This window comes from Hymenobacter montanus (assembly GCF_014699115.1).
Lineage (GTDB): Bacteria > Bacteroidota > Bacteroidia > Cytophagales > Hymenobacteraceae > Hymenobacter > Hymenobacter montanus.
In genome coordinates this window covers 24,623-49,464 of record NZ_JACXAD010000019.1, presented here as the reverse complement: position 1 = coordinate 49,464, position 24,842 = coordinate 24,623, and the positions used below count along the sequence as shown (strand labels likewise).

The 24,842-nt window shown below is 56.6% G+C and carries 17 protein-coding genes and 1 pseudogene; 4 read left to right on the top strand and 14 right to left on the bottom strand.

The genetic code is table 11. The features are described 5' to 3' along the window. Positions 1–38 precede the first annotated feature (38 nt). The 12 genes and pseudogenes from IC235_RS15975 to IC235_RS15925 form a co-directional block, all read right to left on the bottom strand. A complete protein-coding gene (locus tag IC235_RS15975) occupies positions 39–2,528 on the bottom strand; it encodes an ATP-binding protein (protein ID WP_191006197.1) in 2,490 nt (829 codons plus the stop codon). Positions 2,529–2,540: 12 nt separating this feature from the next. Further along, positions 2,541–3,995, bottom strand: a complete 1,455-nt coding sequence (locus IC235_RS15970) for a hypothetical protein (RefSeq protein ID WP_191006196.1) — start codon at positions 3,993–3,995, stop codon at positions 2,541–2,543. A gap of 121 nt (positions 3,996–4,116) precedes the next feature. Next, entirely contained in the window at positions 4,117–6,177 is a 2,061-nt protein-coding gene (gene brxL / locus IC235_RS15965; protein WP_191006195.1) for a BREX system Lon protease-like protein BrxL, read from the bottom strand. Continuing rightward, entirely contained in the window at positions 6,167–8,737 is a 2,571-nt protein-coding gene (locus IC235_RS15960; protein WP_191006194.1) for a PglZ domain-containing protein, read from the bottom strand. The genes brxL and IC235_RS15960 overlap by 11 nt, the downstream gene beginning before the upstream one ends. Positions 8,738–8,750: 13 nt before the next feature. Next, positions 8,751–9,494 carry a hypothetical protein gene (locus IC235_RS15955; protein ID WP_223847361.1) on the bottom strand — a complete coding sequence of 248 codons (744 nt, stop codon included), beginning with the start codon at positions 9,492–9,494 and terminating at the stop codon, positions 8,751–8,753. A gap of 42 nt (positions 9,495–9,536) precedes the next feature. Continuing rightward, positions 9,537–9,638: pseudogene (locus tag IC235_RS22870) on the bottom strand (SEC-C metal-binding domain-containing protein); the annotation flags it as partial. An 11-nt stretch (positions 9,639–9,649) separates the two neighbouring features. Beyond that, positions 9,650–13,963 (bottom strand): BREX-1 system adenine-specific DNA-methyltransferase PglX, encoded by a 4,314-nt coding sequence (pglX, locus tag IC235_RS15950; protein ID WP_191006192.1) that lies wholly within the window; start codon positions 13,961–13,963, stop codon positions 9,650–9,652. 72 nt (positions 13,964–14,035) lie between these two features. Continuing rightward, positions 14,036–17,650, bottom strand: coding sequence for a BREX system P-loop protein BrxC (gene brxC, locus IC235_RS15945; RefSeq protein WP_191006191.1), 3,615 nt, complete (start codon positions 17,648–17,650; stop codon positions 14,036–14,038). Next, complete coding sequence (locus IC235_RS15940) at positions 17,647–18,243, bottom strand: BREX protein BrxB domain-containing protein (protein ID WP_191006190.1); 597 nt, start codon at positions 18,241–18,243, stop codon at positions 17,647–17,649. The genes brxC and IC235_RS15940 overlap by 4 nt, the downstream gene beginning before the upstream one ends. Next, positions 18,206–19,015: a BrxA family protein gene (locus IC235_RS15935; protein ID WP_191006189.1), complete on the bottom strand. Its 810-nt coding sequence runs from the start codon at positions 19,013–19,015 to the stop codon at positions 18,206–18,208. The genes IC235_RS15940 and IC235_RS15935 overlap by 38 nt, the downstream gene beginning before the upstream one ends. A gap of 4 nt (positions 19,016–19,019) precedes the next feature. Beyond that, positions 19,020–19,508: a BrxE family protein gene (locus IC235_RS15930; protein WP_191006188.1), complete on the bottom strand. Its 489-nt coding sequence runs from the start codon at positions 19,506–19,508 to the stop codon at positions 19,020–19,022. Between the two features lie 105 nt (positions 19,509–19,613). Continuing rightward, positions 19,614–20,435, bottom strand: a complete 822-nt coding sequence (locus IC235_RS15925; RefSeq protein WP_191006187.1) for a hypothetical protein — start codon at positions 20,433–20,435, stop codon at positions 19,614–19,616. A gap of 246 nt (positions 20,436–20,681) precedes the next feature. On the opposite strand from IC235_RS15925, the gene IC235_RS22865 reads away from it, so the two are divergent. The 4 genes from IC235_RS22865 to IC235_RS15905 are packed head-to-tail and all read left to right on the top strand — an operon-like array spanning position 20,682 to position 22,911. After that, on the top strand, positions 20,682–20,918 hold the full coding sequence (locus IC235_RS22865; protein WP_394355274.1) for a YodC family protein: 237 nt from the start codon (positions 20,682–20,684) through the stop codon (positions 20,916–20,918). Between the two features lie 8 nt (positions 20,919–20,926). Then, the gene (locus IC235_RS15915; protein ID WP_191006185.1) at positions 20,927–21,706 is read left to right on the top strand and encodes a toll/interleukin-1 receptor domain-containing protein; all 780 of its coding nucleotides are present in this window, start codon (positions 20,927–20,929) and stop codon (positions 21,704–21,706) included. Then, positions 21,703–22,221 carry a hypothetical protein gene (locus IC235_RS15910; RefSeq protein ID WP_191006184.1) on the top strand — a complete coding sequence of 173 codons (519 nt, stop codon included), beginning with the start codon at positions 21,703–21,705 and terminating at the stop codon, positions 22,219–22,221. Before IC235_RS15915 ends, IC235_RS15910 begins: the two co-directional genes overlap by 4 nt. A 51-nt stretch (positions 22,222–22,272) precedes the next feature. Next, complete coding sequence (locus IC235_RS15905; protein WP_191006183.1) at positions 22,273–22,911, top strand: hypothetical protein; 639 nt, start codon at positions 22,273–22,275, stop codon at positions 22,909–22,911. 13 nt (positions 22,912–22,924) lie between these two features. Here the strand turns inward: IC235_RS15905 and IC235_RS15900 are convergent, their stop codons facing one another. Continuing rightward, the gene (locus tag IC235_RS15900; RefSeq protein WP_223847351.1) at positions 22,925–23,857 is read right to left on the bottom strand and encodes a tyrosine-type recombinase/integrase; all 933 of its coding nucleotides are present in this window, start codon (positions 23,855–23,857) and stop codon (positions 22,925–22,927) included. A 77-nt stretch (positions 23,858–23,934) separates the two neighbouring features. Next, positions 23,935–24,780 (bottom strand): hypothetical protein, encoded by an 846-nt coding sequence (locus tag IC235_RS15895; protein WP_191006181.1) that lies wholly within the window; start codon positions 24,778–24,780, stop codon positions 23,935–23,937. Between the last annotated feature and the right edge of the window lie 62 nt (positions 24,781–24,842).

Genomic DNA, 24,842 nt, shown 5'->3' with positions numbered 1-24,842 from the left:
TTAAAGCAATGATGTAGAATCCCGGATAGTGAGGCGACCTACGCTTGAATAGCAGCGTCTAGGTTGAGTTGAAAAATGTAGCGCCGATGCAGTGCGTTGCGCGTTTGCAACAAGAAAATGTCACCTCCGATGGATTCAAGGAGCTGCTGCACGATAAACAAGCCCAATCCACGGCCAACCTCCGCTGGTTTTGCGGTAATGAAGGGCTGAAAAAGCGTGTCTTCCAAGTGTTCCGCAACGCCATAACCGTTGTCGCTTACGCGCACAACGGGCTCGTTTATTTCAACTTTGATTTCAGGAGAGAAGTTGGGCTCACTTTTCTGACGCTCTCGCAACCAGTATTCGGCGTTCAGAAATAGATTATCAAATATTTGCGTCAGCTTGCCTTTGTTGGCCACCACTGTAAAATCCTTGCGGGTTTCAATGATGAGTTTGATGCCTGCCGTCGAAAACCGGGTGTTGTAATAGTCGCGCACGGTTTCCACAAACTCCGCCATGGAAAGAATTTCACGTTTCTCCCGGTTAAAGCGTAGTGAAGGGGCTAGGTGAGTAAGCTGCTTGCGCAAATCACGGGAAAAGGAGCGCACATACTCCATAAATTCATAAACCGAAGCTGGTACCGTAGCCCGCCCCAACTGCTTGTTGAAGTTATCGGTGTATGTATTGATACGGTCAAGCAAAAAGTAGATGTCGTGAGTCAAGGCCTCCGCCGTTAAGCCCAGGCCAGCCAGTTCGGTAAACTGCACCAACTGGCTCTCCAGGTTGGCTACTTGGGTGCTAACGTAGGTCGCCGATTCCTCCCACTTCTTTGCTTTGTCCAGAATGGCATTGATTTCGGCGAATAGCTTAGCACCTTCGCTTACCATACCTTCTACCTCTCGTAGAAGTGGTAGCGAGGCCGTTTCCCCAGCTGCTGCGAAAAGCGGCTCGTTCTGCAGCCGGTCTACTTGTTTCCTAACGGTCTGGGATAAGTCGTTGAACTTACGTTCTGCCTGACGGCTTCGGGCATCCACTGCAGTAGCCTGCTGGGAGGTCTGTTTGAGTAGCGCTACAGGTTCGGCGATGGACTTAAAACCCGTTACCCGCTCAGCAACGGTCTTCTTATAATCGAGATAACTACGTCGGGTACGCTCCAAGACCTCGCTTACTTCTTTTACTACCCGCTGCATTACCAGCATGAAGTTGCGGGAGTAGGGAGAGTCAGTGAAGCCTTCGCGACTGGTCAGCTCTTTGAGCTGCGCGTTGCCAGCCATCGAGATGGATACAAAGCCAATGACGTTGTTGGGCCGAAGGCCATAAAATGACCCGCCCGAGGTTTGGCCACCGCCCAGGTTCAGCCAATCCTGGCCGTCAAAGCCATAGGGTTTGATGCCAAATCCGTCCCGAAAAACACGGATGCCCACCTGATTTTTTACCAAGCTCTGGTATTGCTTCAGCCCTGTGAAAACTTCTTCGGTCGACTCTGTGCCGCGCAAATCGTACTCGTCTATTTCTCCAAAGAACTCGCCTGGGTTAGCTACGACCAGCTCTCCTGCAGAGTCTGGGGCTAAGCTCTTGCCAGGGAAGTCCTTGTCGAACGAGAGCTCCCGATGGAAAGAAAAAAAGGAGCCTTTTTGGGGCTTAATGCCAGCTAGAAAGTAGCGACGATTAGCGGTTGAATCGGTTAAAAAGTTAAAAAAGTCTTGTCCTTGGTCGAGCAGGACAAATTTCTCAAACTCTTCCTTGCTTGATTGTCCGCGCAGCTTCCCAAGGCTTATCTGTCCATCGAGCAGAAGTTGGCCCCCGACGAAGCGGAACTGATAGCGGCCAATCGCCTGCGTCTGCAAGTCCTCACTGATTTCGTCGAGGTCGTGCTTTTGGCCGTTGATGGTCAAATAGACCGAGAAGGGACGGTGCTGCTTGTAAGGAAATATCAGCTGGGAGAGTTGCCCCCGAAACTTGTCAGCAGCTTCCTTCTTCCAGATGTCCTGATTAGCCAGGCGGGTAATAACAAGCTGGGTGCCTTTTTGCTTGGTTTTTTTGGGCGTTATCCGTTGCTGGAGCCGCACTTTTGTCAACGGGACGTGGGATTCAAAATCCGCCCAGTCGAACGCTAAATGGTTCCATTCCTCATTACCCGCCACGCCGCTTATTAGCTCCAACTGCCTACCCAGGCGTTGCGTACTCAACCGGCCGACCCCTTTGTCGCCGAGTGGGACCCGCCCTTTAGGAGTTGTTTCGTTGCGGGCCTTCATATCCCGCTTGCTTGATAAGGAGATAACCAGCCATTTCGACAGTATATCCTGGTAGGTCATCCCGGCACCGTTGTCCTCCAAGGTTATGTAGCCTTCCGTGCCAGCATACACCATTCCTTCTGGCACCTGCCCCTCGGTACTGATGGTGATTTTTACCCAGTCGGCATCCGCGTCGTACGCGTTTTTGACCAACTCCATGATGGCACTCACCTCGTCGGAAATCAACTCTTCGCCCAGGCGCTTCACGACCGTGGCGTCAATGTCAAAGTGAGGAAGTTCTAGGGGTTCGTCCACTGGTTGCGCCGCTTATTTCTTGCGGAAAATGAGTATTTCTTCCTTCGTCATGGTCGTCGTGCTTTTGTTACGAGCGGCCATCCGCTTGCTTTGTATAGAACGCTCGATTTTGTATACCTGGATGATATTATAGTGAGCTAGCAGGTTCGCCAGAATCAAGTTGTTGTGAATTTCCAGTCCGCCTACCTTGCGATTGCCGATAGTCCACACCAAGTAGCCATTCGGCTTCACCGCTTGGGCACAACGCTTCAAAACTTCGTTTAGGTCACGGACAAAGCAGACCACCTTTTTTACTTCTGTAGGCTTGGTTTGCAACAGCGCCTGAATGTTGGCTTCAAAAGCTGGCGAGAGGCGGGAGAATTTTTTTTGGTCCCGCTTGGTAACCGTGTTGCGCTGGCCACCTAGGCTTCGGTTATCAATTTCGTGGGTAGTAGCCAAGCAGTCGGGAGAAACGGCCGGGTCAATGTCCGCGAAGTCAATCCACTGCAACGGCAGATAAGCATGTTGCCCATAGGGCACCGTAGTCCGGTTATCGCCGTACGGCGGCGACGAAACCACGAGGTCAAAACCAGGCGGCGTATCGGCGGCAGAAGCAGAAAGAGGCTGACGAGCTGCCGGCAGCTTAATGCGTTTTGATGAATCCAGTACGCTGATGCTTACCCGACCAGTATAAGCTTCCTCGTGCAAATAACCTTGTTTGGTCAGCTGTTCAGCGTAAAAAGCAATGTCGTCTGTATTCTGAGCAAACAGCTGCTCGAAGGTCTTAAGCGGCGACGGGTCACGCTTAGCTATATCCTCGGCGGATCTGGCGTGGAGCTTGAAGGTGCTCGTGCGGTCATTAGAAGTGAGGCGAACTGTTTCGGCCAGCGTTACCCAAAACAGACGTCGAGTACTCAACTGCCGCTCTTGGCGAATGGCACGTACCAGCTTGGATAATTCCTGGGCTACGGTTGGCTTAAACCATTTGTCCAGGTTGGGGAAAGCAGCTGTAATCTCGGTTGACGTATCGGCTTTTACCCGCTTCCACAGCCGCTCTGCGGCGCGCTGGTACGCAGGCTGATTGAAAGCCTCCGCTTTCACTTTCGCCAGCAGAATAGACATTGGGTTTATATCCTGCCCATAACAATCCAACCCGTTCAGCATCCCTGCCGCCAGGGCCGTCCCTGACCCCATAAAGGGGTCCAACAGAGTCTGCGTTCGAGGAGCTGCTGCTTTTACCAGTTGAATTATTTTACGCTGCACCACCGGCAGCATCATCGCCGGGTACTGAAAGAAGCGATGACCGGCGCCGCGCCGGTCATATTCGAGCGGTTGGCTCCAAAAATTCTTCTCTTGCTGCGTTAAGGCCTCTATAGCTTGAATTAACGCTTGGTCAGTAGCTTCCGGGCCACGCTGCACAGAGTGGGGCAGGGTGGAGGAGGTAGAGTGAGGGTAAGATGTTGCAGTTACCAAACCAATGTGACGCAAGGAATATAAGCGGGATAGTGCCAAAAGTAACGTAAAACCCCTCAACTAAGCTACTATGCCTGCTCATAAGTTTAGCATCCGAAGCGGAAAACGGAGAATAGATGCTTCTTTCTGATTGACGTCATTGGCGTTGGTATACCACTGTGGTTTCCAAGCAGGGGCGATAGGCAAAGTCGTTTACCCCGATACTAAACCAATTTTCTGGCTTCTGGTAAAGGTCAAGCCCGCGGCCAGAGCGAATAACCCAGCCGTTGTTCAAGCGGAGTTCTCGGTCATGCAGCGTGGGGCTGAACGAGAAGTTGAGTTGGATGTCAAACTCTTTCAGGCTCCAGCGCAGGTCCTCCAACGCTTTTTTAACTTCGGCCTGCTGCTCTTCGGTTTCCGGCTGTCCGGTGAGCACGGTGAGCTCACGGCAGTCACCGACGCGGGCCAGCAGCTCAGCAAAGCGCACTAAGTTACCTAACTGGTGCGACGTGCGGATGTACGGTTCCTCTAACGTTACGGCGGTGGCTCCGGCTAGGTAGGGGCCAAACAGCACCTCATAGCTGTATCCGGTGTCACCAAACAAAATGCGGACGGTTTTTTCCAGCAGAGGCACGCCAGGAGGAGGCCCAGCATGCGCCTCCCCAGTAGATGGTAGCGTAATAGGGGTAGGTGGAACAGAAACTGCAGGTACTGCCGCTGCGTCTAGCGCTGGGGCGTTTGTACTCCGTACGATGTGAGCCGACTCGGGACAGTACACGATTTCCTCTTGGTCGTCCTGCCGGCGGGTATAGCTCAGGTTGATATTGGCAAACTCATCATCGGGCTTTTGCTTGTTCATCTGCTCTTTTACCCGCCGACGGCCTTCTACTGCATAGGCCACGTACTCGTCAAACTCTTGGTCAGAAGGTTCGTCGGCAGGATGCAGGAGCTTGAGCAAGCCCGCCACTGTCTTCTTAATGGCCTGCTCGTCCCGGCCTTCGACAGACTTCCCGAGTCGGATACGGCTATTAAGAGTTGGGTACTTGTTAACCTTCTTTTTAAGGTAGTGCAGCGCTTCGGCCAGGTAATCCGTTATCAGGCCGTATTGCCCGGTGAGGTAAGAAGAACTGTTTTTAGGCATCTCCCAGCCCGGCAGGAAGTAATGCAGACGGTCTTGTATGGCTAAGTCAAAATTGTCGGGTAGGGTTAGGAACAAGGTGTGAATGGGAGAGCTAACGAGCTGCTCAATCGAATGGTCGATGTTGCCTACGAAGGCAAACGAGGCATCCGCAATCACTTCGGCCCCCCGGGAAAACCGCCCATTGGCCATGTAGTCCTTCATTATCTGAATGGTATTCTGGTCTTTAATGCGGATGCCGCCAACCTCATCAAACCCGATAATGTCCCAATAGCCTACCAAGCCCACGGTGCGGCGTGAGAGGTTATAGAACAGCGTGGCGGTGCTGGCCTGACCGCCGCTGATGAGCGTGCCGTAGGGCGAAAACTCACTAAAGGCAAAGGATTTGCCGGTGCCACGCGGACCCAACTCGATAAAGTTGTAGTTCGACTCAACGAAACCAATGAGGCGGGTGAGGTAGTGTAGCTTGAGCCGGAAGGAGAACTTGTCGGGATTCAGGCCAATAGTGCGCATGAGCACGTCCAGCCACTCATTTCGGCTGAAGCCTTGACGGCCCAGGCAATAGGCATCAAAGTCAAAGCGGGCCATTTGCACGGGCCGCAGCTCCTCAATGTGGAAGGCGTAGCTCTCGTCGGTTTCGTTGCGGGCCACCTTTACTTCAGCCCATACCCCACCTTCCAGCAGGCGCTCATTCTGGCTATAGAACTGCTCTGGGATGGCAATGCGCTGGGAGTTGAAATTCTCCATAGCGGCCCAGTGTCGGCGCTCCCGTTCTTGGTAGCGGACGTGAATCTTATCAATGAAGCGGTGCGAGCCTTTCTGCTGCACCAACGATTGCGCTTTGTTGGCCTCATCGGGGCGCACATACTGGCGGCTGAGCGTTTCTACGACGGCTTGTTTGCCGGCTTCCACTTCGTCAGGGTCGTCGGTGGCACAATAGCGGGCCAGGAGAAACTCCAGCACGAACGAGGGCACGTTGGTGCTTTTTTTAATCTGGTGCAGCAAATCCTTGCGCACGGCTTTGCCGCTGAAATGTTCGTTCAGCTTAGCATCCAGCGCATCAGGCCCTTCATATTTCATACGCTGTCTGCAAGGTTATACTGGCCAACTCCACCTGCGTGTCGGGGTGTAGGGCACGCACGGTAAATATCCCCTCAAATTCCTCGTCGAGGCGCACGGGCAGGCGCGCCTTTTCCTGCACCGAGAGGCGCACCAACTGCGTGGTTACATCAACCACAGCTGTGTGCAGGCCCAGCTTGCCGACTATTCGGCCGTCAGCCGCAACCACGACCAACTGAAACTCAACTGGCGGCGTGTCATCAAAATCCAGCAGGCCGCCGGCAGTAGCTTCCGCTGTCAGGATAGGCTGGCGGGTGGTAACTGCGGTTTTGGGATACGTCAAGAATAAGTTGGTACGCTTGGGCGCCTGTTCTGGAGCGGGCAACTGTATGCGCAGGGCTGGAAGCACTACCTCGGGCAAAGACAAACCTTCGTGGGCATAGGTAATGCCACGCTCGAAGGCACCTAGGGAGCGGGGCACAACAAAGTGTGGCCACGGCCCGGGGATGCTGACCTGGGCGCTGTCGAACCGGATGGTGCCCGGGGTGTCGGCGGGGCCGCGGCCGAGCAGGCTACGTACCTTTCTGAACGGCCATTCACCGGCGGGTACCGGCACCAGGGCGCCATCGTCAGGGCTGGGGTTAAGTACAAAGCCGTGGTCGGTGACAATAATGATTTCGCGGAAACCAGCAGTGCCAGCGGCTAGCACCGCTTTGCGTAAGGCACGCAGGGCCAGGGGGAAATGCCCTACCCCTCCAATGCCCCGGTGTTCGCCGGCCTGGTCCAAGTCCGAAGAGCGTACTACCAGCAGCCGCACAGTGGCCGGCACAGTCGGCGTGCTGAGCCACGTCTCCTGCGACAGCACGCGCACCCGGTCGCCGAAGCGCTGCTCCCAGAATTTATCCCGGGCGCCAACGTCGGGCACAGGTACTAGTGGCTGGCCAGCCTGCGGCTCCACTTTGCCGGTAGGGCCGGTGGCCAGCGTCCAAGTGCCGTCATGAGGCAGCAGGGCCGACATGCCAATGGGCGTGCTGGTGGGCAGTTGGGCACAGTAAGGCTGTATTTGGACTGTGGCGCCTTGCTCAGAGAGCAGCCCGGCTACCTCCTGGGCTAATTCAAAGCGGAGAGCATCTACCAGAAAATAAGCGATGCGACGCCCGTCCTGTAGGGCAGGTTGCACTAGCTGGTTAGTCAACTCTCGGGCCGCGGGTAGCCCTGTGGCCGGCCACCCTTGTTTTTCAACAGCGGTCAGCAGGCGCTGATGTAGCTCCACTGCCAACGTAGCATACTGGGAACGGCATTCTTGGATAAACTCTTCCAAGTTAGAGCTAGCTCCATCGGGACGGCCTGTGGCGGTAGGTAAGGCTTCCGGAGAGTGCTGATAGGCGGCTACGGCGGCTTCAAAATGGCGCTGAGCAGCATCGGGCAAGTGCAGTGGGCCTACGTAGGCGGCTACCAGGCGAGCTAAGTCAGCCGTATTCTCAGCTTGTAGATAAGCACGAGCCGAATTCACCGCTTGCAACAGGCCTAGGCCAGCTTCGGTCAGTTCCCAGCGGGCGGCGCCCTGGTCGCGCCACACCGATTTCTTTTGCAGCTTCAGCTTGGCAGCGGCCCCCGACAGGTCGTTGGTGCGAATGGCCGTGAGTACCTGGCCCAGCAAAGTGAGGTCCTCAAAGCCAAAAGTCAGCCGTTCGCCCAGGTCATCGTCCGGGCCGAAGTAGCTGCTTAGGTTGAGCTGGTCGGCTAGTTGACGAGCTTGCTCCAGGTACTCGGTTTCCTGGTAATGACGCAACTCGTCGGCCAGGCGTAACACTAAGTCGCGGGCGCGGTCGGCGGCGCGGGCCACACCAGTCAGGGCGGGGGGAAGTGGGCAGCGCAAATCGAACACAAATTCACCCAATAGCACCAACTGCCAAAGTTTGCGGCGCAAGGTGGGCAGGGTATTTTCGGTGGGCAGCACGCCCAGCGCAACTTCCACCAGGCGCTGGGCCTCACTTATCCAGTCGGTGGCCTCCAATAGGCGTTTATCGGTACTTGCGCTGGGCAGCAGCAAGCCGCGCAGTAGCTCAGCACGCGATTCGCGGCCTGGTAAGTAATGACTCAGCAGTGGCCACCGTTCGCCACCGCCCAGGTTGTCGAGCACGGCGAATGCCGGGGGCTGTGGGGCAGAGAACAACTCAGCGAGCTTGCTGGTATGGTCGGGGTAGCACTGTCGAGCGAGTTGGGCATACTGCTCATCGTCGGTACAGCCAAAGGTGCTGCCTGCTACTGCCAAGGCCCAGAATGGGTCGGCACGCTGGGCAGCTTCTCCTTGGGGAGCGGCCGCAGCCACGTACACCACCAATGGCGGGCCCGGGCTGGGGCGACTTCCCAAGCTGGCCCAGGCCGCCCACGCAGTAAGAAGGGCTTGGGTAGGGCCGGGGAGTGCAGCTACTATCACGGCCTGTGGCGCCTCGGCAGGTCCCGCTAGCTCTGCCACCAGCTCGCCGTACAGCTGCGCCGGGTCGTACACCACCACGCAGCGCCGCTTGGTCAGCTTTTGCTGGATTTGATTTTGAATGAAGGCGCGGATGGTTGGCATACTAGAGTGAGTGTTATTGGTTCAGGGCCGATTCGCTTGGAGAATCTGAATCTTTTTCGTCGACTATGGTCAGCTTGATTTTATCGAAGAAATTGCCCGTTCTCCCTTCCCACCATAAAAACAGTCTGATTTCCAGTATGCTGTGCATGAGAAGCATCGAATTGTCAGCCGAAGTATAATCCACCTCAAATCCGTGCAAAATGGGGTTACGGTTTAGTCCTTGGCCGCTTCCTTTCGACCCTTCGAAAAGCTTGTGAACAAAGGCATTGAAAAAGGTGGCGTCGTCCTCAATGGGCCGTAGAAGTCGGTCGTTCCAGATGTCGTTGCGAATTGTGCCCTTTACATTGTCTGAGTTCTTTAGCTTACCCACGTCCCGTAGTAACCCTTCAAGCTGGGTGAAAAGCACAGGAATTGATAGGGTGTATTTACCGGAGAAATGGGCCTCAAAAGCATCCGTTAGCACGGCGCGCCGCTTCTCAAAGATGGGCTGCTCTTCACAAGCTCTGGCTAGTAGTGACATGATGGGCTCCTGCCGAAAATGCTCACGATAAGTAGCCAATACATCCTCCCGAGTCAGCTTTCCCTGTTTTAGCTGTTGCGTTAGCGCTTCCTGTTGCCCAACAGTAAGGCCCAGTCCAAACAGATACAGACCGTTGTCTTTACAGAAGAGCTTAAGTGGCAACTCCGAGGTGGCAAGGATGTTGAGCCAATCTTTGCTGGCATCGACTTGCACCTGCCGCGGCTTGCCTTTGTGCATAGCTGTAGCCATTACATGCTGGGGCCGGACTTCCTTATCGATACAGCAGTACTTGTATTTTACTCCTGAACCACAGGGACACGGTTGGTTACGGGAAGGCTTTGGTTGACTGGATGGAGTAGCTGAAGCTGGCGGCGTTTTCATGGAGGATAGTTCTATTCGTTTTTCTCCACCGTCGCGCCAACCAAATCAGCCAGCGGACCTTCATAGAGATTTTCCAACCCGTGGGCAATGGCCAGGGAGCGGTCGAGCCGGCATTTTTCGCGGACGCGGGCGGGGAACAGGGAAAGGGCCAAGTGGCTCCAATCGTAGTCGCCGGCGCGCAGCTTGGCCCGGTGCTGCTCCAACTTGCGGCGCCAGGCCCGGTGGCCAAACAGTTCAGCCAGCATACAGGCGCTGATGGCAGCGCCGTCGTCGGGGTGGGGCTGGAAACCGGGTTGGTCGAGCACGCTGGTTAGGTGCTCGACAAACTGGTCGAGGCCGGCCACCAGCTGGGCTATGTCGTCGCGGCGCTGGAGCTGCTGCCGGGCCTCCTTGGCATTTGCCGGGGCGGGGCCACTGAGAAGCTCCGAGAATTGGCGTAATTCGTCGCGGGCGCGCTGGCGGCGTGGCTCCACATAGTCGTTGAGAGCCGCGTAGAGGGTTTCGCGGCTTAGGCGTGGGGCGTAGAGCCAAAGCACATAGTCGGTACCAGGTGCTTGCAGCGGCCAGTAGAGGGGCGCCTCCCGCTTGGAGCGGGAATAGGCCAGCAGGTGGCGGTCGAAAAAACCACCGGCGCCGGCCCGGCCCAGCCATTCGCTCAGCCAGCCGGTAAGGTCCGACTTAGAAGACGCCAGTAAGGCCCGACTTTCGGTTTCGATAGCCGCAGCAGTAGCCGGGCGCAACGTGGCTAGCAACTGGCGCAGGCGGCGGGCCAAGTCGTGTTGGTGGTCGGGGTCGAGGGGCAACAGGCCAGGCCAGGCAACGGGCACGGGATAAGGCGTTTCGGCATCAGCCACTTCGGCGGCATTAGTAACCAGACGGCCAGTACTGGGGTGTCGCAGGGCACCGGGCGGAGCCGGCGGCAGCGCCTCGAATGCACTGGCCGGTGCTGGAATTCCCGCCGGATTTAGTGCAAGGCGCACGTCCCAGCGGCCGAAGGCAGCACCCAGCAGCCACTGCCACAGGGCGAATGCAACATCGTCAGTGCTACCGGGGGCCGTAGTGTCATCTTCCTCTTCTTCCTCGGCTGGAGCCTCTTCTTCACTGGCGCTGCTGGGGGACGCGTAGAATTGCGCAATCGCTGCACGCTCGGCGGGGCCGAAGCCATAGGCAGCGTACACCCGAACATTGATTTCGCCCTGAATGGCCTGTACTTCAGCTTGGCGGGCGGCAGCGCGAGCCGCCTCGGCCGCGGCAGTGTCAGCCAGCGTGATAGGGTCAGTTGATGGCAAAGGAACAGAAATGGAAGCCAGCGCCGGGGGCAAGGCTTCCGATGGAGCAGGGCCAGCCAGGGCAGCAGGTAGAAGGAGTGCCGGGAGGCGGAAATGCAAAGACGTTTCGCGGGTGAACTCCCTCGCCCGCTGTACGGCGTGGCCTCGTTGGGCCAGACCCTCCAACTCGGACACCACCTGCGCGGCAGTTGGCAGCTGCAAGGTGGCTGGGAAGGGGGTACGGTTGATTGCGCCGCCGTCAAATTGCGGACGGGCCGAAAACCCCAGTCCTAACTTAAGCATATAGTCGAACGCACGAGACGCCAGCACAGCTAGGTTGAGCAGATTCTGTTCCTCCGCAGTTCGGCTATCAGGTGGATTAGGATAAATGCCTTGGCCACGGACGCTGATAATGGTACCAGCTGGCATGACCTGAGGGCTCAACTCATGTGTGCGAAGTGGGTAGGTGAGGCCACGACGGCCGTAAAAAGTTGGGTTGCGAATTGCTGAACGGGTAAAGGAAGTCATTTCTTCTCCCTGTTGCACCCAATTACAAATCAGGTTGAAGTCAGTATGGAAAGGTGACCAGGAGCCGCCCTTCGCAAAGGTGAACCAGCCCTTTGTTGCTGGCTTTTCCCACCACATTCGCACAAAACGGAAATCGTCTGCACTGGCTAAGCCCTGTTTAGTAGAACCAGCTTCGTCATCAAAAGCTGGTTCGCTTTCAAAAGCTCTGCGGATTCCGGCAGGCGACCAGTACGCTAGCGGCTTGCCAGGAATCACATCGAACGCAGCCGTAGGCACTTCAAAGCGAAATGGCGCGGTCTTGTTCAACAATCCTTCCTGCAAAGCTGCTTCCTTGTCCTCTCCGGGCACATTGAGTAACCGTAGGAATAGAGTAGGCTTGGCTACTGGCGGGGCCTGCTGCACCACGTAGGCGGCTGTTTCCACCATGGCATCGAGCACTTCGCCCCCCAAGTCGGCTACAAGTGGCAAGTGGTGGCGCAGGAGCACTTGCTCGCGAAAGGTTTTGAAGGAAGAGATGAATAGCCCTGTGCGTGAGGAAATGATGCCCACGAAACCACCGGGCTGCAGTCTGTTGAGTGCCCGGGCCACGAACATGGCGAAGATGTCCATTTTGGCACTGGGATAGGCGCGTTCCAAGTAAGCCTTGCTGGCAGCAGCTGCGGCGCCGAAAGGCGGATTCATCAGCACGGCGTCGTAGCGCAGGCGGCAGAGGTCCACTAGGGCCAGGGTCCGAGCGGCATCGGCAGCAAAGAGCTGGCGCTGGTAAGCATCGGGGCCTGCGGCTTGCTCAGCGTACAAGGTGAGCGCAGCGAGTAGCAGGCCTTCTGCTTCCTCGAAAAAAGCCTTGCGGCGCACCCTACCCAATGCTTCGGTGAGTGGTAGTCCCAACTGTTGCGCCGGTGCCCCGCGAAACATATCTACTTGTGCGGCTTGAGCAACGGCAGCACGGGCGTTGGTCCAGTTCAGGCGGGCAGCTTCTATAAGGCCACTAAGCTCCTGTTCCAGGGGCACTAGCCAGCCTGCCTCGCCCACTAGCCGGGTGTGAGCGGCTACGCTGCGGAGCAATCCTGCCAGCACGTCGGCCTCGGCCGGAGCTAGCGGCTTGTCCTGGCCGGGCAGCGTTTCTTGGCGTAGAGTGCGGCCAAAGGCATTCAGCAGCTCGCCCTCGGCCAGCGGCTCGGCCCACACCAGGCGGGCCTCGCCAATGCGCGGCCGTTGAGCAGCACGCAGCTTCAGGCTCTGCCAGGTCCGGTGCGCGCGCAGCCAGAGCGTAAGGCCCGCCACCTGAATGGCGCGGGGGTCAATGTCAACGCCGTGCAGGTTGTGAGCCAGGATTAACCCCGGCACCAGCGCCTGAAATGCCCGACGGCGGGCCACCTCATCGGTGGGGTGCTCAGCTGTCAGCGCAGCGCGCACGTCGGTGAGCACAGTATCCGGTAGCCGGTCCCAGGCGTCGAGGTAAATGGTCTCGAACACATCGAAGGCATACAGCCCGAAGTGCATAGAGCCGCAAGCTGGGTCGAGTACCCGCAGACCGCGTGGGTCAGGCAGTGGGAATTCTTCCGTAGAAGCACTTTCGCCACCAGCTTTTTCTTTCTTGGGTGCGGGAGCGCTGACTGCTGCCTCCAGAGCTTGCACTGTGGATGTGTTGTCGGGGGCATCATCGGCCACCAGGTAGCGGCAGCGGGCGGTAAGCGCATCCGAAGGACCTGCCAAGTCGCGCCAGCGGCGGCCCAGCGTGTTGTCGGTTAGAAACTCGACGACGTAACGCGGAGTGAAGAACTGATTGCGCACGGCCATTTCGCGGCTGGTGCGCGGCGCGCGGCTAGTGGCCCGCATGGCCTGGCGCTCGGCGTCGGTGTTAAAATATTGATAGAGCCAGCCTAGTGTCTCATCGGCATCCCAGGCAAAGCTCAGGTCGGCGCGGCGCAGATGGGTGAGCACGACGTCAAAAGCCGCTTGCCGTGGCCATAAAAGGCCATACGGGGAGTAGGCTCCAAATAAGCCGGGTAGCTCACGGGCCAGCCGGTCAAAGTTGGCCCGAATGAAGGCCGCGTAGCGGGCATCGCCGCTGGGATATGCCTGGCTGGTATACAGGGAAAACAGGTCGGTGAAGCCTTCCGACTGCGGCCCGCGGCGCAGACACTCCATCACAATCTCACGCTCCTCGGCCAGTCGCAATGCCGTGAGGCGGTTGAGGAAGGTATAAGCTTGCTCCAGCAGCAGCCGGGGAAGGGCCTCCGCCAGACGAGGTGCAGCACCTGCTACCGCGCCGGGCACGGTAGTGGCCAGGTAGTGCAGGCGCTCCTGCAAGCGGGCGGCCCCGGCGCGAGTGGCACGGTCGGCGTTGGGCAGCTCGCCGGGGTCGGTGAGCTGCAGGCTCGCGTATGCTGGCGGAGCACCGGCAGCCACCGGGGCGAGTTGAAAGAAAATGCCGAAGCCTGGCAGCTGTTGCTCAAAATCGCGGTAGAGGGCACTGCGGGCATCAGCCACGAACTGGCGGAGCAGGCTGCGTTGGGTGGGCGTCATATAGTGAGTTTAGCCTCCCTTCTAGCGCTTCTCCAAAGAGATGCAGTACCAGAACGGAGGCTTTAATAGTAGTTAATCTTCAAAGTCAAACTCAACTGCCTGGCCCGCGATAAATCCAGCGCGCAGCTGTTGCAGCCGGTCAATCAATTGGTCGAGGTCGGCAGCCGAGGTGAGGCGACGGCGCAGTCGCAGGGGGGTAGCGGCACTCGGTATGGGGCTGCCGTCTTCCTGCACTTCGCTAGGTGCCGGAGCCGGCGGCCTGGCCTCCATCACCCGGCGGCGCAAGTCAGCCAGGCGTTCTTCCACGGTGTAACCGTGGTTTTGCAGGTCTTCCAGGTCGCGCAACGTGCCGGTGCGTGCGTGCTCATAAGGCTGCGTCAGCGCGTCCAACGCGTCGGCAATGGCCGTTTGGGCTTCTACGTCTAGGTTGTTCCAGGTATAGAAGCCGCGCAGCTCGGTACCAGCCAGGCGCAGACGCGTCAGCTGGTGGCTAGCCAGGGCCTTTACGCCCGCCGCTAGGGCCGTAACCAGTTGCCGGTGAGCAGCAGTCAATTCCGCCGTTCGCCCACCAAACGTATCGTGGGTCAACAGTTCATCAAGCAGAGCCAACGGCTCGGCGGTGGCGCGCCGCAGTTCGGCCAGGGCAGCCACATCGGGTAGCCGCGCCAAACGTTCGCGCAGGGGCAGAAGCTCGCGCAGGGTATTTTCCAGCCCACCTTCTAATTGCCGACCGAGGTTGTCGGCCCAGCTTAGGTCAGATACCAGTTGGTTGTCGGGGTCACCGAGGCTAATAATAATGCCAGCATCGTCGCCGGCTAGTAGTCCCCGAAGTTGATTCAGCACATGCTCCGCGCGGTCAGGGCCGGGCACCTGCACGGCGCGCAGGCGACTCGGCAGACCAGCCAGCTCCGTAAGCTTGCTAGGGAAAAATTCGCGAGCGGCCCGGCCAATGCCATTCAAAGTGGGCGATACCGTATCGCCGGTTAGATTTTCCAGGCGGTGAGCCGCCATGTTGCGCAGCTCTGCCGAAGGCACCCCGTCGGCAATGCCCAGGCTAATTCGGTTAAAGCCGTTGGTATTGCCAATAGCGGTGCGGGCCTCGGGACTGGTACCACTTACCGGCTGTCCGCTGGTGAAGAGCTTCACACGTCCATCGCGCAGTAGAGCCGCTACCAGGTAACGAATGGCATCTTTAGACCAGCCGTAGGGCGGCGCGGCAAAATGGTCCAGTAGTGAGCGTCCCTCCGCACGCAGGTGGCGGCGGAGGTAGTCGAGCACCGCCATTAGAGCGGCGTGGTCGGCCCGCACCGCCCCGTTTGTATCAGCCAAGCCCAGCGGGTCAAACTGCGTTGGTAGCGTGGTAAGGTCCTTGGCTTGCAGGAATTGTACCGCTGCCTCAGTGGTGGCAGGCTGGCCGGCGAGACTATACTTTTCATACGTCAGCTCAGCTACTTCCTTCAGGCGTTTGCCCAGTGCCCCCGGCAAGGTGCTGGCCTCAGTGCGAGCGGCTGTCTGTGAGCCACGGAAGATGAATGAGCCGTTTTCCAGGCTCTGACGCACCTTTTGGCCAAGCTCGCGTAACAGCCGGCGCGTCAGCTCCTGCTGGCTGCGCACGTACTGGGCCTCGTCGCCGGGGCGGGCCGAGTGCTGGTTCAACCGTACGATTTCACCAGCCCGGTACAGGTCACGGACTTGGTCATTCCAGCCCGCGGGCAGCTGCCCGCACGCGTAGAGGCGATTGTGTTCCTGAGGGTCGGTCGAGCGCAGGGCCAGCTGACTCACCTGCGCTTGGTACTCACCGGGGTCAAGCAGCGTCACTACTACCTGAATGGGGTCAGCCCCGGCCGCAACTTGCGAAAAGACGTCAGCCCCCGGATACCAAAACAGCCCCGCCGTAACGGCCCGGTTGCCGCCCAGCGTGGTGCGGCGGGAGGTGTCGGGTAGCAATTCTTTCAGTACCTCATGCTCCAGCCGCAGCCGGTCGCCGGTGAGGGGCTGCAGCTTGTTGCGTTCGGTCTCCAGCTCCTTTACTTCTTCGCTCAAGATGCGCACCTGGTCATTGAGCAGGGCAAAGGGCAGCGCCTCATGGGCAATCAACTCTTCCAGGGCCTGCTTCACTTGGGCGGGAGTGCGCAGCTGGCGGGCATCAGGCTGGAGCAGTGCGGCCACGTTAACAAACGTGACGGGCACTACTTCCTCAATGATTTGCAGCACAGCCACGGCCGAAGCGGCTTCAGCGGCTAGAGAGTCGGCACCAAACACTTGCCGGGCCTTATCAACGGCAGCAGTGAGGTAAGCCAGCGAGCGGCCTATTTCCAACGTGAGCACGCGGTAGAAGTCGGCCAGCGTAATGAGGCGGCCAGGTTCGGCATCGGCCACGGCCGTCCCTTTGGTTTCGTCGAGGAGCATGTCCTGCGTCAGTTTCAGGGCGGAGCGCAGCCCCAGTCCACCGTGCTTCGTGGCCAGCCGGCTTAATAGGCGCAGCATCAGCTCGAAGTGTTGTGGCAGGAAGGGATAGAGGTCCACAAACCGGTCGCGGCTGAACTCTGGCAGTCGCAATACACTCACATCTTGCAAGCGGGTAGCGTGGTTCAGGCTCTGCCCCACTTGCTCGAAAAGCTGGTGCAGGGCCGTGGTACCAGCTGCGCTTTTCTTCAGTAGGCGCTCGGTTATAATATGGCTGATGTCGCCGGACTTTAATTCGAGCTGCATCGGAAACCGGGCCAACAACTTGGTTAGCTTGGCCGAGTTCAGCGCCGCGTCGGGGTTGTCGTTGGTCAGCGTTTGCTGGGCGGTCACAATTAGTAGGGCATGACCTTGGCGCTTCAGTGATTCCGCCAAGCCTTGCAGCATGGTAATTCGGTCGTCAACGGGCGCAACATACTGACCTACTTCGTCAATGACGAAAATTACATTCTGATAGCCGGTCTTCTGGCGCACCAGCGTGAGCATAGTGGCCACGTCCTCGTCCAGGCCGCGCTCTATCTGCAGTTCGGCCATGTTGGCCAGCGTATCGGGCGTAGGAAACCGGGCTGGGTAGAATTCATGGGCCAGTTGGGAAGCCACGTAGATACCGGAGTAGGGGTCGTCGCGTACTTCCTCCCAACTCAGGCCAGCAGCGTCCGGCAACTCAGGAACCCGCTTTTTAAAAGCATCAAGCTTACCGTCGCGCAATAGCCGCAGCTCCAGGTCGCGGGTACGGGCTTCGGTTGAAAAGCCCGCCCATTGCAGCACCTTACGGTATAGTTCTTCGTGCACGAGGCGCATGCCTCCGCTGGCTTCCGAGGCCAAGTCCAGCATCACCACCGCGGCCGGGTGACGTTGAGTGAGCGTAAGCAGGCGCTGGCGCAGCGTGGGAGTGAGGCGGTCGGCTAGTTGCTCCCGAAACGGCCGGCCTGCTAGTAGCCGGTTGGTATCCAGGGCCATGCCCAGATACTTTGTAAACGAGCTTTTACCCGAGCCATAGAAGCCTGATACCCAAATGCCCACTTCGGTATTGGGGTTGCCGTTGGCTCCATCTTCCACTGCTTCGAGTAGCTTCTCAATCCGCTCTTCGATATGGGCAGTGGTAACATACTCTTTAACTTCCGTTAGGAGCGCCTCCTCGCGCTTCGCATTGGTGCCATAGTTTACGACTGGCTCAATGGGGCGCTCTATTTCCAGGTTAAACAGGGTACGAATGCTCATGCGGTAGTGGCCTCAAAATGGGTGGAGCGGTAGTTGCCGTCTTCGGGATAAAAGCCCAAAAACTTCAGGGCATATTTGGCCGTGCGCTGGCCGGGATAAAACACGATAACCGGACCTTTCAAGGTCTGGGTGAGTTGGTTCTCGATTGTGCCGATGCGCACAGCAGGGTGCAAGGCTTCCAGGTCAGTGAGCAGCAGCACTGTCTTGTCGCTTGTTCCGCTGAATCGGGAAGTAATGTCGGCTGCCAGCTTTTCTCCTGCCGCCCCGGTGAGTTGGTGCAGAAGCTTAGGGCTAGCTGCAAACTTTTCGGCCGAGGAGGCAGGCTTTGTCGCCTCCAACTGCAATGACCGTGATACTAGTGGGTGTTTCTCGGCCAGGCCCGGTAGTTCTTTGGCAAAGCTGTACTCCCGCGTTTTATAGCTTTGGTCGTTCAAGCGCTTCTTCCACTTGTGCAGTTGACGCTTCACTTCCAGCGCCTGTTCAGGCGGAAATACCAGGTAATAAAACTGCGCTGCTCCGGTTGGATTGATGGTTTGGTAGCGCGTATTCAGCGCATCAAGCAACTGCGTGAATGCTTCGTTGAGTGAGGTCATGCAGGAGCGCAGTTGTAGAAGGATAATTCCATTCGAGGCGAAGCAAGTCGCCGGCCGTAAGCACGGTCAGCCAGTTGTGTAATGCCAAGCGACGCAAGGCCGGGAGCACGTCGTTAGCTCGTAAGCCCAGCACCTGCCATAGGGGGTGAGCCAGCAGGGACGGCACATCCAGGTTGAGCTCGCGCAGCCAATAGGCTAGGTACACCACCGTTTCTGGGTGGGGCTGGAATGGGCGCATAGGGCGGAGACCCTGGCGGTCAGGTGCGCCGAGCAAACCAAACTCAGTCAGCGTACCCGTAAGGCGCCGAGCAGTGCGCTTGGTTAAGCCCTCGGACCAGCTGCTGCCGGTACGTCCCATTTTTTGAGCTTCATGCAGAAAGTCCTGTGCTGCTTCCTTCGGTAAGTTATGCCGACCAGCGAAGTGAGCGGGCCAATAGACTTCTTGTAAGAAAACCAGTAGCTCGGGGTGTGCGACGGCGGTATGCAGCAAACATACTTCGGCGAATAAACCGGTTGCCGGCAGGTGCTGCGCCAGCTCGTGCAGGTACTCCGCCGGCTGCGGTTGACCACGTAGGAAACGGCGGCTAAACACGGCTACAACGTCGCGGATACGAGCTTCGGTGGCTCGGCCCAGATAGCCTGTGGACAAGGCCTCTTGTGTCAGTTCACGGGCTGTAACACCAGGATGCCAGTGTTGAGCCAACTGGTGCATTTCGGGCAAAAGAGCTTGCCCTTTGTTAAGAGCGGCAGTAAATAACAGGTCCTTACTCATCTACCTATACCGTGGTAAAATAAGGGAAAACTTGTACACCCCCTTGAAAGGCTGCTCCGTAGCAGGCCCGTAAGGCGGGCAGGGCTGCCCCAGAAAGCAAATCGGCACTGCTGCCCAGGCGCTGGGGACCCGAGGCAGGGTCAGCGCTTTTCGTGGCAGTCCACAAGGCCTCTTTTTCTTCCAGCCACTGTTGGGCATGCGCTACCGGCAGTTGCAAGCCCGTATGGTAAATGGCTTCTTCAAGCCCTTCAGGCAAACGAAACAAATGGTAGTCCATGCCGGACAGCCACTTGTCGTGGGCCTGGCAGGCGGCCTGACTGCTAAGCTGCCAGGCTACCGCCGGCGCTGCGTCAGCGAACAAGTGCTTGAAATCCAATGCGGCGTCGGCGGTCAGGCAGCTAGTGGGCCACCAGGCGGGTGCACTGGTCTCACCGGCATAAGCTACCTGTAAACGCAGTAGTAAAAATTGCTCAACTAATTCGGCAAACGTCATGGCATGTAAAGAGGAAAGCCGAAGGTAACGGCCTAAATCCACTTTTGCACCCGTTTATTTTCGCTCTGACCTTATCTTCTTGTGTCCCTAGCATGTCTGACGATGCTATAGGTGTTTCCACTCGCACTCGTCATGAAACAGGTCTGGAGTGAAGTATAATTTATTCAGGATATCAAGTAGCTTATTGGACTTTGAAATTCCTCCGCAAAATTCCGGTTCCGTGGCAATGGTGAAGCCAGCCAAGCGGCTGAAAATCCACTGGATAAGTGGGGCGTCTGCTGCCAAAAGCTTAACGATTTTGGCTTTGGGCATATAGGTGAAGCTGTTCCCACCCTCACTAAAATGGTTTCGGTATGTGAAGAAATCCAGGTCAATGTCGAAGTAGACTGCCTGCTCATTAGAAGCAAACAGGGCAGCTTCCAGTTGCTGTGGGGTTTTGAATTTACGGACTATGTGGGAGTTGCCAAACTTGTCCTCAAAGTGCTCATCATCCCAGTCGTCGCCATTGCCATCCCGGCAGTGAACATAGACATTGCCAATTAGATTTAGATAAGCCGCCGCCATAATTTGGCCGTCATTGTTGCCGGGCAGGCTAGCCCAGCAGAACCCAGCTACAGCAGCATTGTCGGTTTGGTCCAGTTTGTCGAGCCACTCCTGTTCAATGTCTCCAGGGTAACCTAAGTCTTGGTGCCAGTCTAAGCTGACCAGACAGGGCGGAGCCACTTGCTTCGATTCTCGAGTCCAGTTAAGCCAGTAATAGAAAGCGTAGCGGTGCTCTTGAAAGAGAGCTACCTCCACCACCCGGCCATCGCCCGATGGGTGGGTCAGTATTTCTTTACGACAGCCTGGAGGCACCACGTAGGACCCATTGCGAAAGGTTAGCTGTATTTGCTTAAATTTCGGTTCTGTCCAGTCTGAAAAGTTCATTGGAAAGTCATTGTTTTTAGCCGCAGATAGTCTCGTCAGTACGATGCCTCTAAGCCCATTGAGAGCAACTGACGCGGCTGAGTAATGAACGAAGCTAATGAACCTACCCTTCAAAAAGCGCCTAAAGCTTAGATTTGGTGTTGCGACGTATGTGCATATGTTGTCTTTCTACACGCTCAACTCTATGCTGTTCATCTATTCAAGTATAGTAGGTGAAAATATTCAATTGCAATTGATTGAACGTGAATGTATTTGCTTCTTTCTATGACAATGTTTGCTGTTGGTGATACCGTTAAGTTAAAGTCAGGTAGCCCCGTGATGACGGTTGCCGAGGTAGAAGGCGATGAAGTAGTATGCATCTGGTTCGATAAGAGCCAGCAGAACAAACAGCGCTTTCCAGCTGCTACCCTTATCAAAAACAAGCCACGCACTGGCTCATCGACCATTGTGCCTATCCGGCCACCCAGCAGACACTCTTACTAAAACCAAGCATGGACGACGAGCAACTGATTCGCTCTGAAGCAGGGCGTTGTGCGTATCGCTGGGGCGCTTACCAAGACGATTACGACGGGCACAACGAGTTCATTGAATACGTGAAGCAGGAGTTAGAGAAGTTCTATTCTGCTGCTCACAAAGCCGTATTCTTGGATGAGGTAACCCAACGCATCCAAGAGGTGCTCAATAAACACGTTGAGCAGTGCACGCGTCACCGGGAGGGCAAGCCATGCGACCGGGAAGTCATGCTGGCCAAAGTGTTGTTTTTCCTTAAACAGGAAGTGGCAGCCCTACCCATGGTCATTCATCCCAGCGAAATAGCTAACCCGGAGCGCAGCTCGGTCTTCATTAGTTATAGCCACCAAGACCGCGCCCACCTGGATTACATTCGTCGGCACTTCCGGCCGTTGGAGAACCGCATCGATTTCTGGGACGATAAAAAAATTAAGCCCGGCCAGGAATGGGAGCACGAAATCAAGCAAGCCATCAGCAAAGCTAAAGTGGCCCTGCTACTGCTCAGCGCTGACTTCTTCAACTCTGACTTCATCCTCAAGAAGGAAATTCCGCCGTTGCTGGAAGCCGCTCGAAAGGATGGGGCTATTATCCTCTTCATCGTTCTCAAGCCTTGTATTCTAGATGAGTACCCGGACATCATGAAATACCAAGGTGTTAACGCACCCAGTCGCCCATTCATTAAGATGGACGAGGCCGATAAGGAGGAGCTATGCGTGAACTTGGTCATGCAGATACGCGACACCCTAACCCCGCGCTCATGAACCAGCCTACTGCCGGCGATTGGTACGAGCCAGACTCCACTTGGCGACTATTAGGCTTTGACACCCGCGAAAGCTATGTCGCGCACATGGTTGCCCCCGCTCAATTTCATCCCGAAGTGCATGAAGATGTAGTGAAATCTTACCGTACCGTAGAGCACCTAATGGCGCTGGCCTGGTATCACTACCCAATGTATGACGAAGCCATTAAAAAGCTGACGAGCATGGTGGAAATGGCCGTGAAGCTGCGGTGTCAGCAAAAAGGTATTCCCATTGCCGAAGGCCAGAATGACTCCAAGAACAGACCTTTGGCTCGTCTTATCGATGAATTATGCACTCAACTTCAATCGGCCGAGTTAAAACAACGGCTTCACGCAGTCCGGGGCATTCGCAACCGGCAGGCGCATCCCGAGCACCACAGCTTTGGGGGTATTGCCATGAGTATTGCTGTTGAACCACTTGTTTACACCCTAAACCTGCTCTTCCTGGCCCCCGAAGCCAATCACAAGGAGGCGTAATAGCTCGTCGTTAAGAGGTTAAGCGTTTTCTAGCACCGGCCCCCTTTTTCCATGCACATTCACAAGCTCATCCTCACCGCTGCGGTTGGCCTAAGCGCACTCACAGCTCACAGCCAGTCTACCACGGCCAAAAGCTTCTATATTCCTGCTGATTCCGTCAATCAAAGCACGTTCGACCATCCTGGTGCTGATGGAATGCCCAGTGCTTTTGCTACGGTTATCGTGTATGCAAAAAATGACAACGGTTATGAAGTACTGAGCAAGAAAACGATGGAATCTAGAATGGTGTCTATGGTGGCTCGGTACATTCAATTCACCAATAACGAAGTGAAGCTGACGCGGGAGAGAGCCCTAAATGCATTCGGTGGAGAAACTGACAAGTACTACAAATTGCCTCAAACGCTGCTGAAGGTGCCTGTTCCCGGTCAAAAAGCCTACTGGTCCACTACCCAACCAAGTGGGGATGTAGAGAAGTGTACGGCCGAGTTAGCTTCTGTTATTATCAGCGGCAAAACAATCCCTGCAATCAAAGTAGCCAAGCAGGGCTACAGTAACGGTGGCAAAACTCTGGTTGCCTGGGCAAATACAACCGAGTATTATGTGCAGGGCATTGGCTTGTACAAGATTAAGTATAAGAATGGCCAAACCATGGAGATTCTCCTAGAGCAGAGCTATCAACCGCTTGACTAGCCGGAACGGACTTTCATAATCCCAACGATTGCGCTGCGTTGTAGGCCACCACATCTGAAAGTCGGGTATACCGGCTGATGATTGCGTCTGTCTTCTGTTTCGTCTGATTCTTGATGAACTCGTTGGACTGCCCATTGAGCTTGGCCGTAGTGATAAAGGAGGCGCGCAATGAGTGGGCCGAATATTGCTCGCCCAAGTGCTGCTTAACTAAACGATTCACGCGCACATCAGAGAGGCGCTTCTGAGAAGGCTTGCTTTCACCTGCTTTCTGCCCGCGTACTAGCGAGACAAACACTGGTCCGGACGAGCGGCCCAGCACGCGTTGCCAGTCGAGGAACGCCCGCACGGGGCAGTAACGGGGGGTGGCCGCGTAGAACAAGGCTTTGTCTTCGGTCTCGCCCGCTTGGTTGGTTTTGCTGCTGCGCAGGTGGACGACCAACGCAGCGTCATTCATTTCGATTTGCTCCAAGTCGAGGGCAACCAGCTCTGAACGTCGGAATGCGCCGGCGAAGCCCATCAACAACAGAGCTCGGTCGCGCAGGCCGGCGGCAGTCTCCAGGTCCAGCGTGTTTAGGGCTTGCTTCAGCTGTGCCACCGTGAAGGCGGGAGCTTGCTTTTGCCGCTTGCCGAGTTCACGAGCCACGCCTTTAAGTAGCACGTTCAACGCCGGCGCGTCCACGGCAGACGGCAACCCCATCAACTGGTGCTTCTTCGCAATGGCAGCCAGATGCCGGTGAATGGTGGCCAGTTTGCGAGGCTTATCGGCCAAGTAGGCAACGTAGCCGGCCAGCGTCGCTACGGAAGCCGGATACGGCTCCAATTGTAGTTCGGAGCAGTACGCCTCAAACGATGCTAAGTCTGTTGCGTAGGCCAGGCGTGTGTTGTCGGCACCTTCGAGGCCGCGCACTAGGTAGCGGGCCACATCCGGCGCAACTTGGCCAGACAAGTCAGCTAGTGTCAGCGCGGGTACCGAGTCCGCAGCAACTGGGAGGTTTGCTTTTTTTCCCTTTTGTTTCATGGCAGTCAAGCTTTACCGGCAGGAGCGGCAGTTAAGCGGTGGTACTCGGCAAGTAGATAGGAGATGTAGCTGGTGATAAGGTTACAATACAGCCGAGCTTCACCCTCTGATGTGGCTACGCCTTCTTTCAGGTCCATTCCGTGGCGGATGCCCCCGCCAGCTGGCGCAGAAAGGTATCCGTGCAGCGTTTTTAACCAGCCAAAGATTTGGTCTAGTGCCGTGCCTTGATTTTTCTTGCGCAACTCGTCGACAATAGTGTTAAAGTACTTGCCACGTATGGAGCTGTTTTCGCTAATACTCACTCCCTGGAAGGCGGTCGACACGGTTTCCAGCAGCCATAGGATTTCCTGCACTGCGGGCCGGAACCGGCCTTCTGCTAGCAGCCGCTGTGACTCCGCGAAGGACTCTTGTATCAGGTCCTGGGCCTGTTGAGCCAATGATGCAGGTACTTCTGGTCTGGTGACTGGTTGACCGGATTCGAGACGAATTAGGTTGGGTGGCTCAATTCGGTACGGTTCTTCGTGCCTCGCAAGAATGCGGTTGACCAGCTCATGGTTGGGAACTGGCCCGTCGTTCAGTTCTTGGCAGGCGGTATAGAACGCGTTAATGCACAGGGGCGCATTCTTGGCTGCTTCATCAAGCGCATACTGCAGGTCAGAGTAGGCCCAACTCGCATTGGAGCTCTGTGATGCAACAGAACCGTAGGCCGAAGCAAAGTACCTTTTGAAGTGTTCAAAAACCTGCTGCTTGCCTAGGGCTAGTTTGCCAATGATTTCAAGGAACTCCTGGGCGACCGGAGTAGCTAATGAACCGGGTGACTCGAATCGCCACGCACTATCAAAATGAAGCATGCTGAGTAAGGGTTTAATGGCAGTAAATGTAGTTAGAACTTAGGTACGATAATGAAGCCTTA

Bases quoted from the DNA above. Each gene is read 5' to 3' on its own strand.
- brxL (WP_191006195.1), bottom strand. From the start codon at position 6,177: ATGAAATATGAAGGGCCTGATGCGCTGGATGCTAAGCTGAACGAACAT.
- IC235_RS15960 (WP_191006194.1), bottom strand. From the start codon at position 8,737: ATGCCAACCATCCGCGCCTTCATTCAAAATCAAATCCAGCAAAAGCTG.
- IC235_RS15955 (WP_223847361.1), bottom strand. From the start codon at position 9,494: ATGCACAAAGGCAAGCCGCGGCAGGTGCAAGTCGATGCCAGCAAAGAT.
- pglX (WP_191006192.1), bottom strand. From the start codon at position 13,963: ATGACGCCCACCCAACGCAGCCTGCTCCGCCAGTTCGTGGCTGATGCC.
- brxC (WP_191006191.1), bottom strand. From the start codon at position 17,650: ATGAGCATTCGTACCCTGTTTAACCTGGAAATAGAGCGCCCCATTGAG.
- IC235_RS15940 (WP_191006190.1), bottom strand. From the start codon at position 18,243: ATGACCTCACTCAACGAAGCATTCACGCAGTTGCTTGATGCGCTGAAT.
- IC235_RS15935 (WP_191006189.1), bottom strand. From the start codon at position 19,015: ATGAGTAAGGACCTGTTATTTACTGCCGCTCTTAACAAAGGGCAAGCT.
- IC235_RS15930 (WP_191006188.1), bottom strand. From the start codon at position 19,508: ATGACGTTTGCCGAATTAGTTGAGCAATTTTTACTACTGCGTTTACAG.
- IC235_RS15925 (WP_191006187.1), bottom strand. From the start codon at position 20,435: ATGAACTTTTCAGACTGGACAGAACCGAAATTTAAGCAAATACAGCTA.
- IC235_RS22865 (WP_394355274.1), top strand. From the start codon at position 20,682: ATGTATTTGCTTCTTTCTATGACAATGTTTGCTGTTGGTGATACCGTT.
- IC235_RS15915 (WP_191006185.1), top strand. From the start codon at position 20,927: ATGGACGACGAGCAACTGATTCGCTCTGAAGCAGGGCGTTGTGCGTAT.
- IC235_RS15910 (WP_191006184.1), top strand. From the start codon at position 21,703: ATGAACCAGCCTACTGCCGGCGATTGGTACGAGCCAGACTCCACTTGG.
- IC235_RS15905 (WP_191006183.1), top strand. From the start codon at position 22,273: ATGCACATTCACAAGCTCATCCTCACCGCTGCGGTTGGCCTAAGCGCA.
- IC235_RS15895 (WP_191006181.1), bottom strand. From the start codon at position 24,780: ATGCTTCATTTTGATAGTGCGTGGCGATTCGAGTCACCCGGTTCATTA.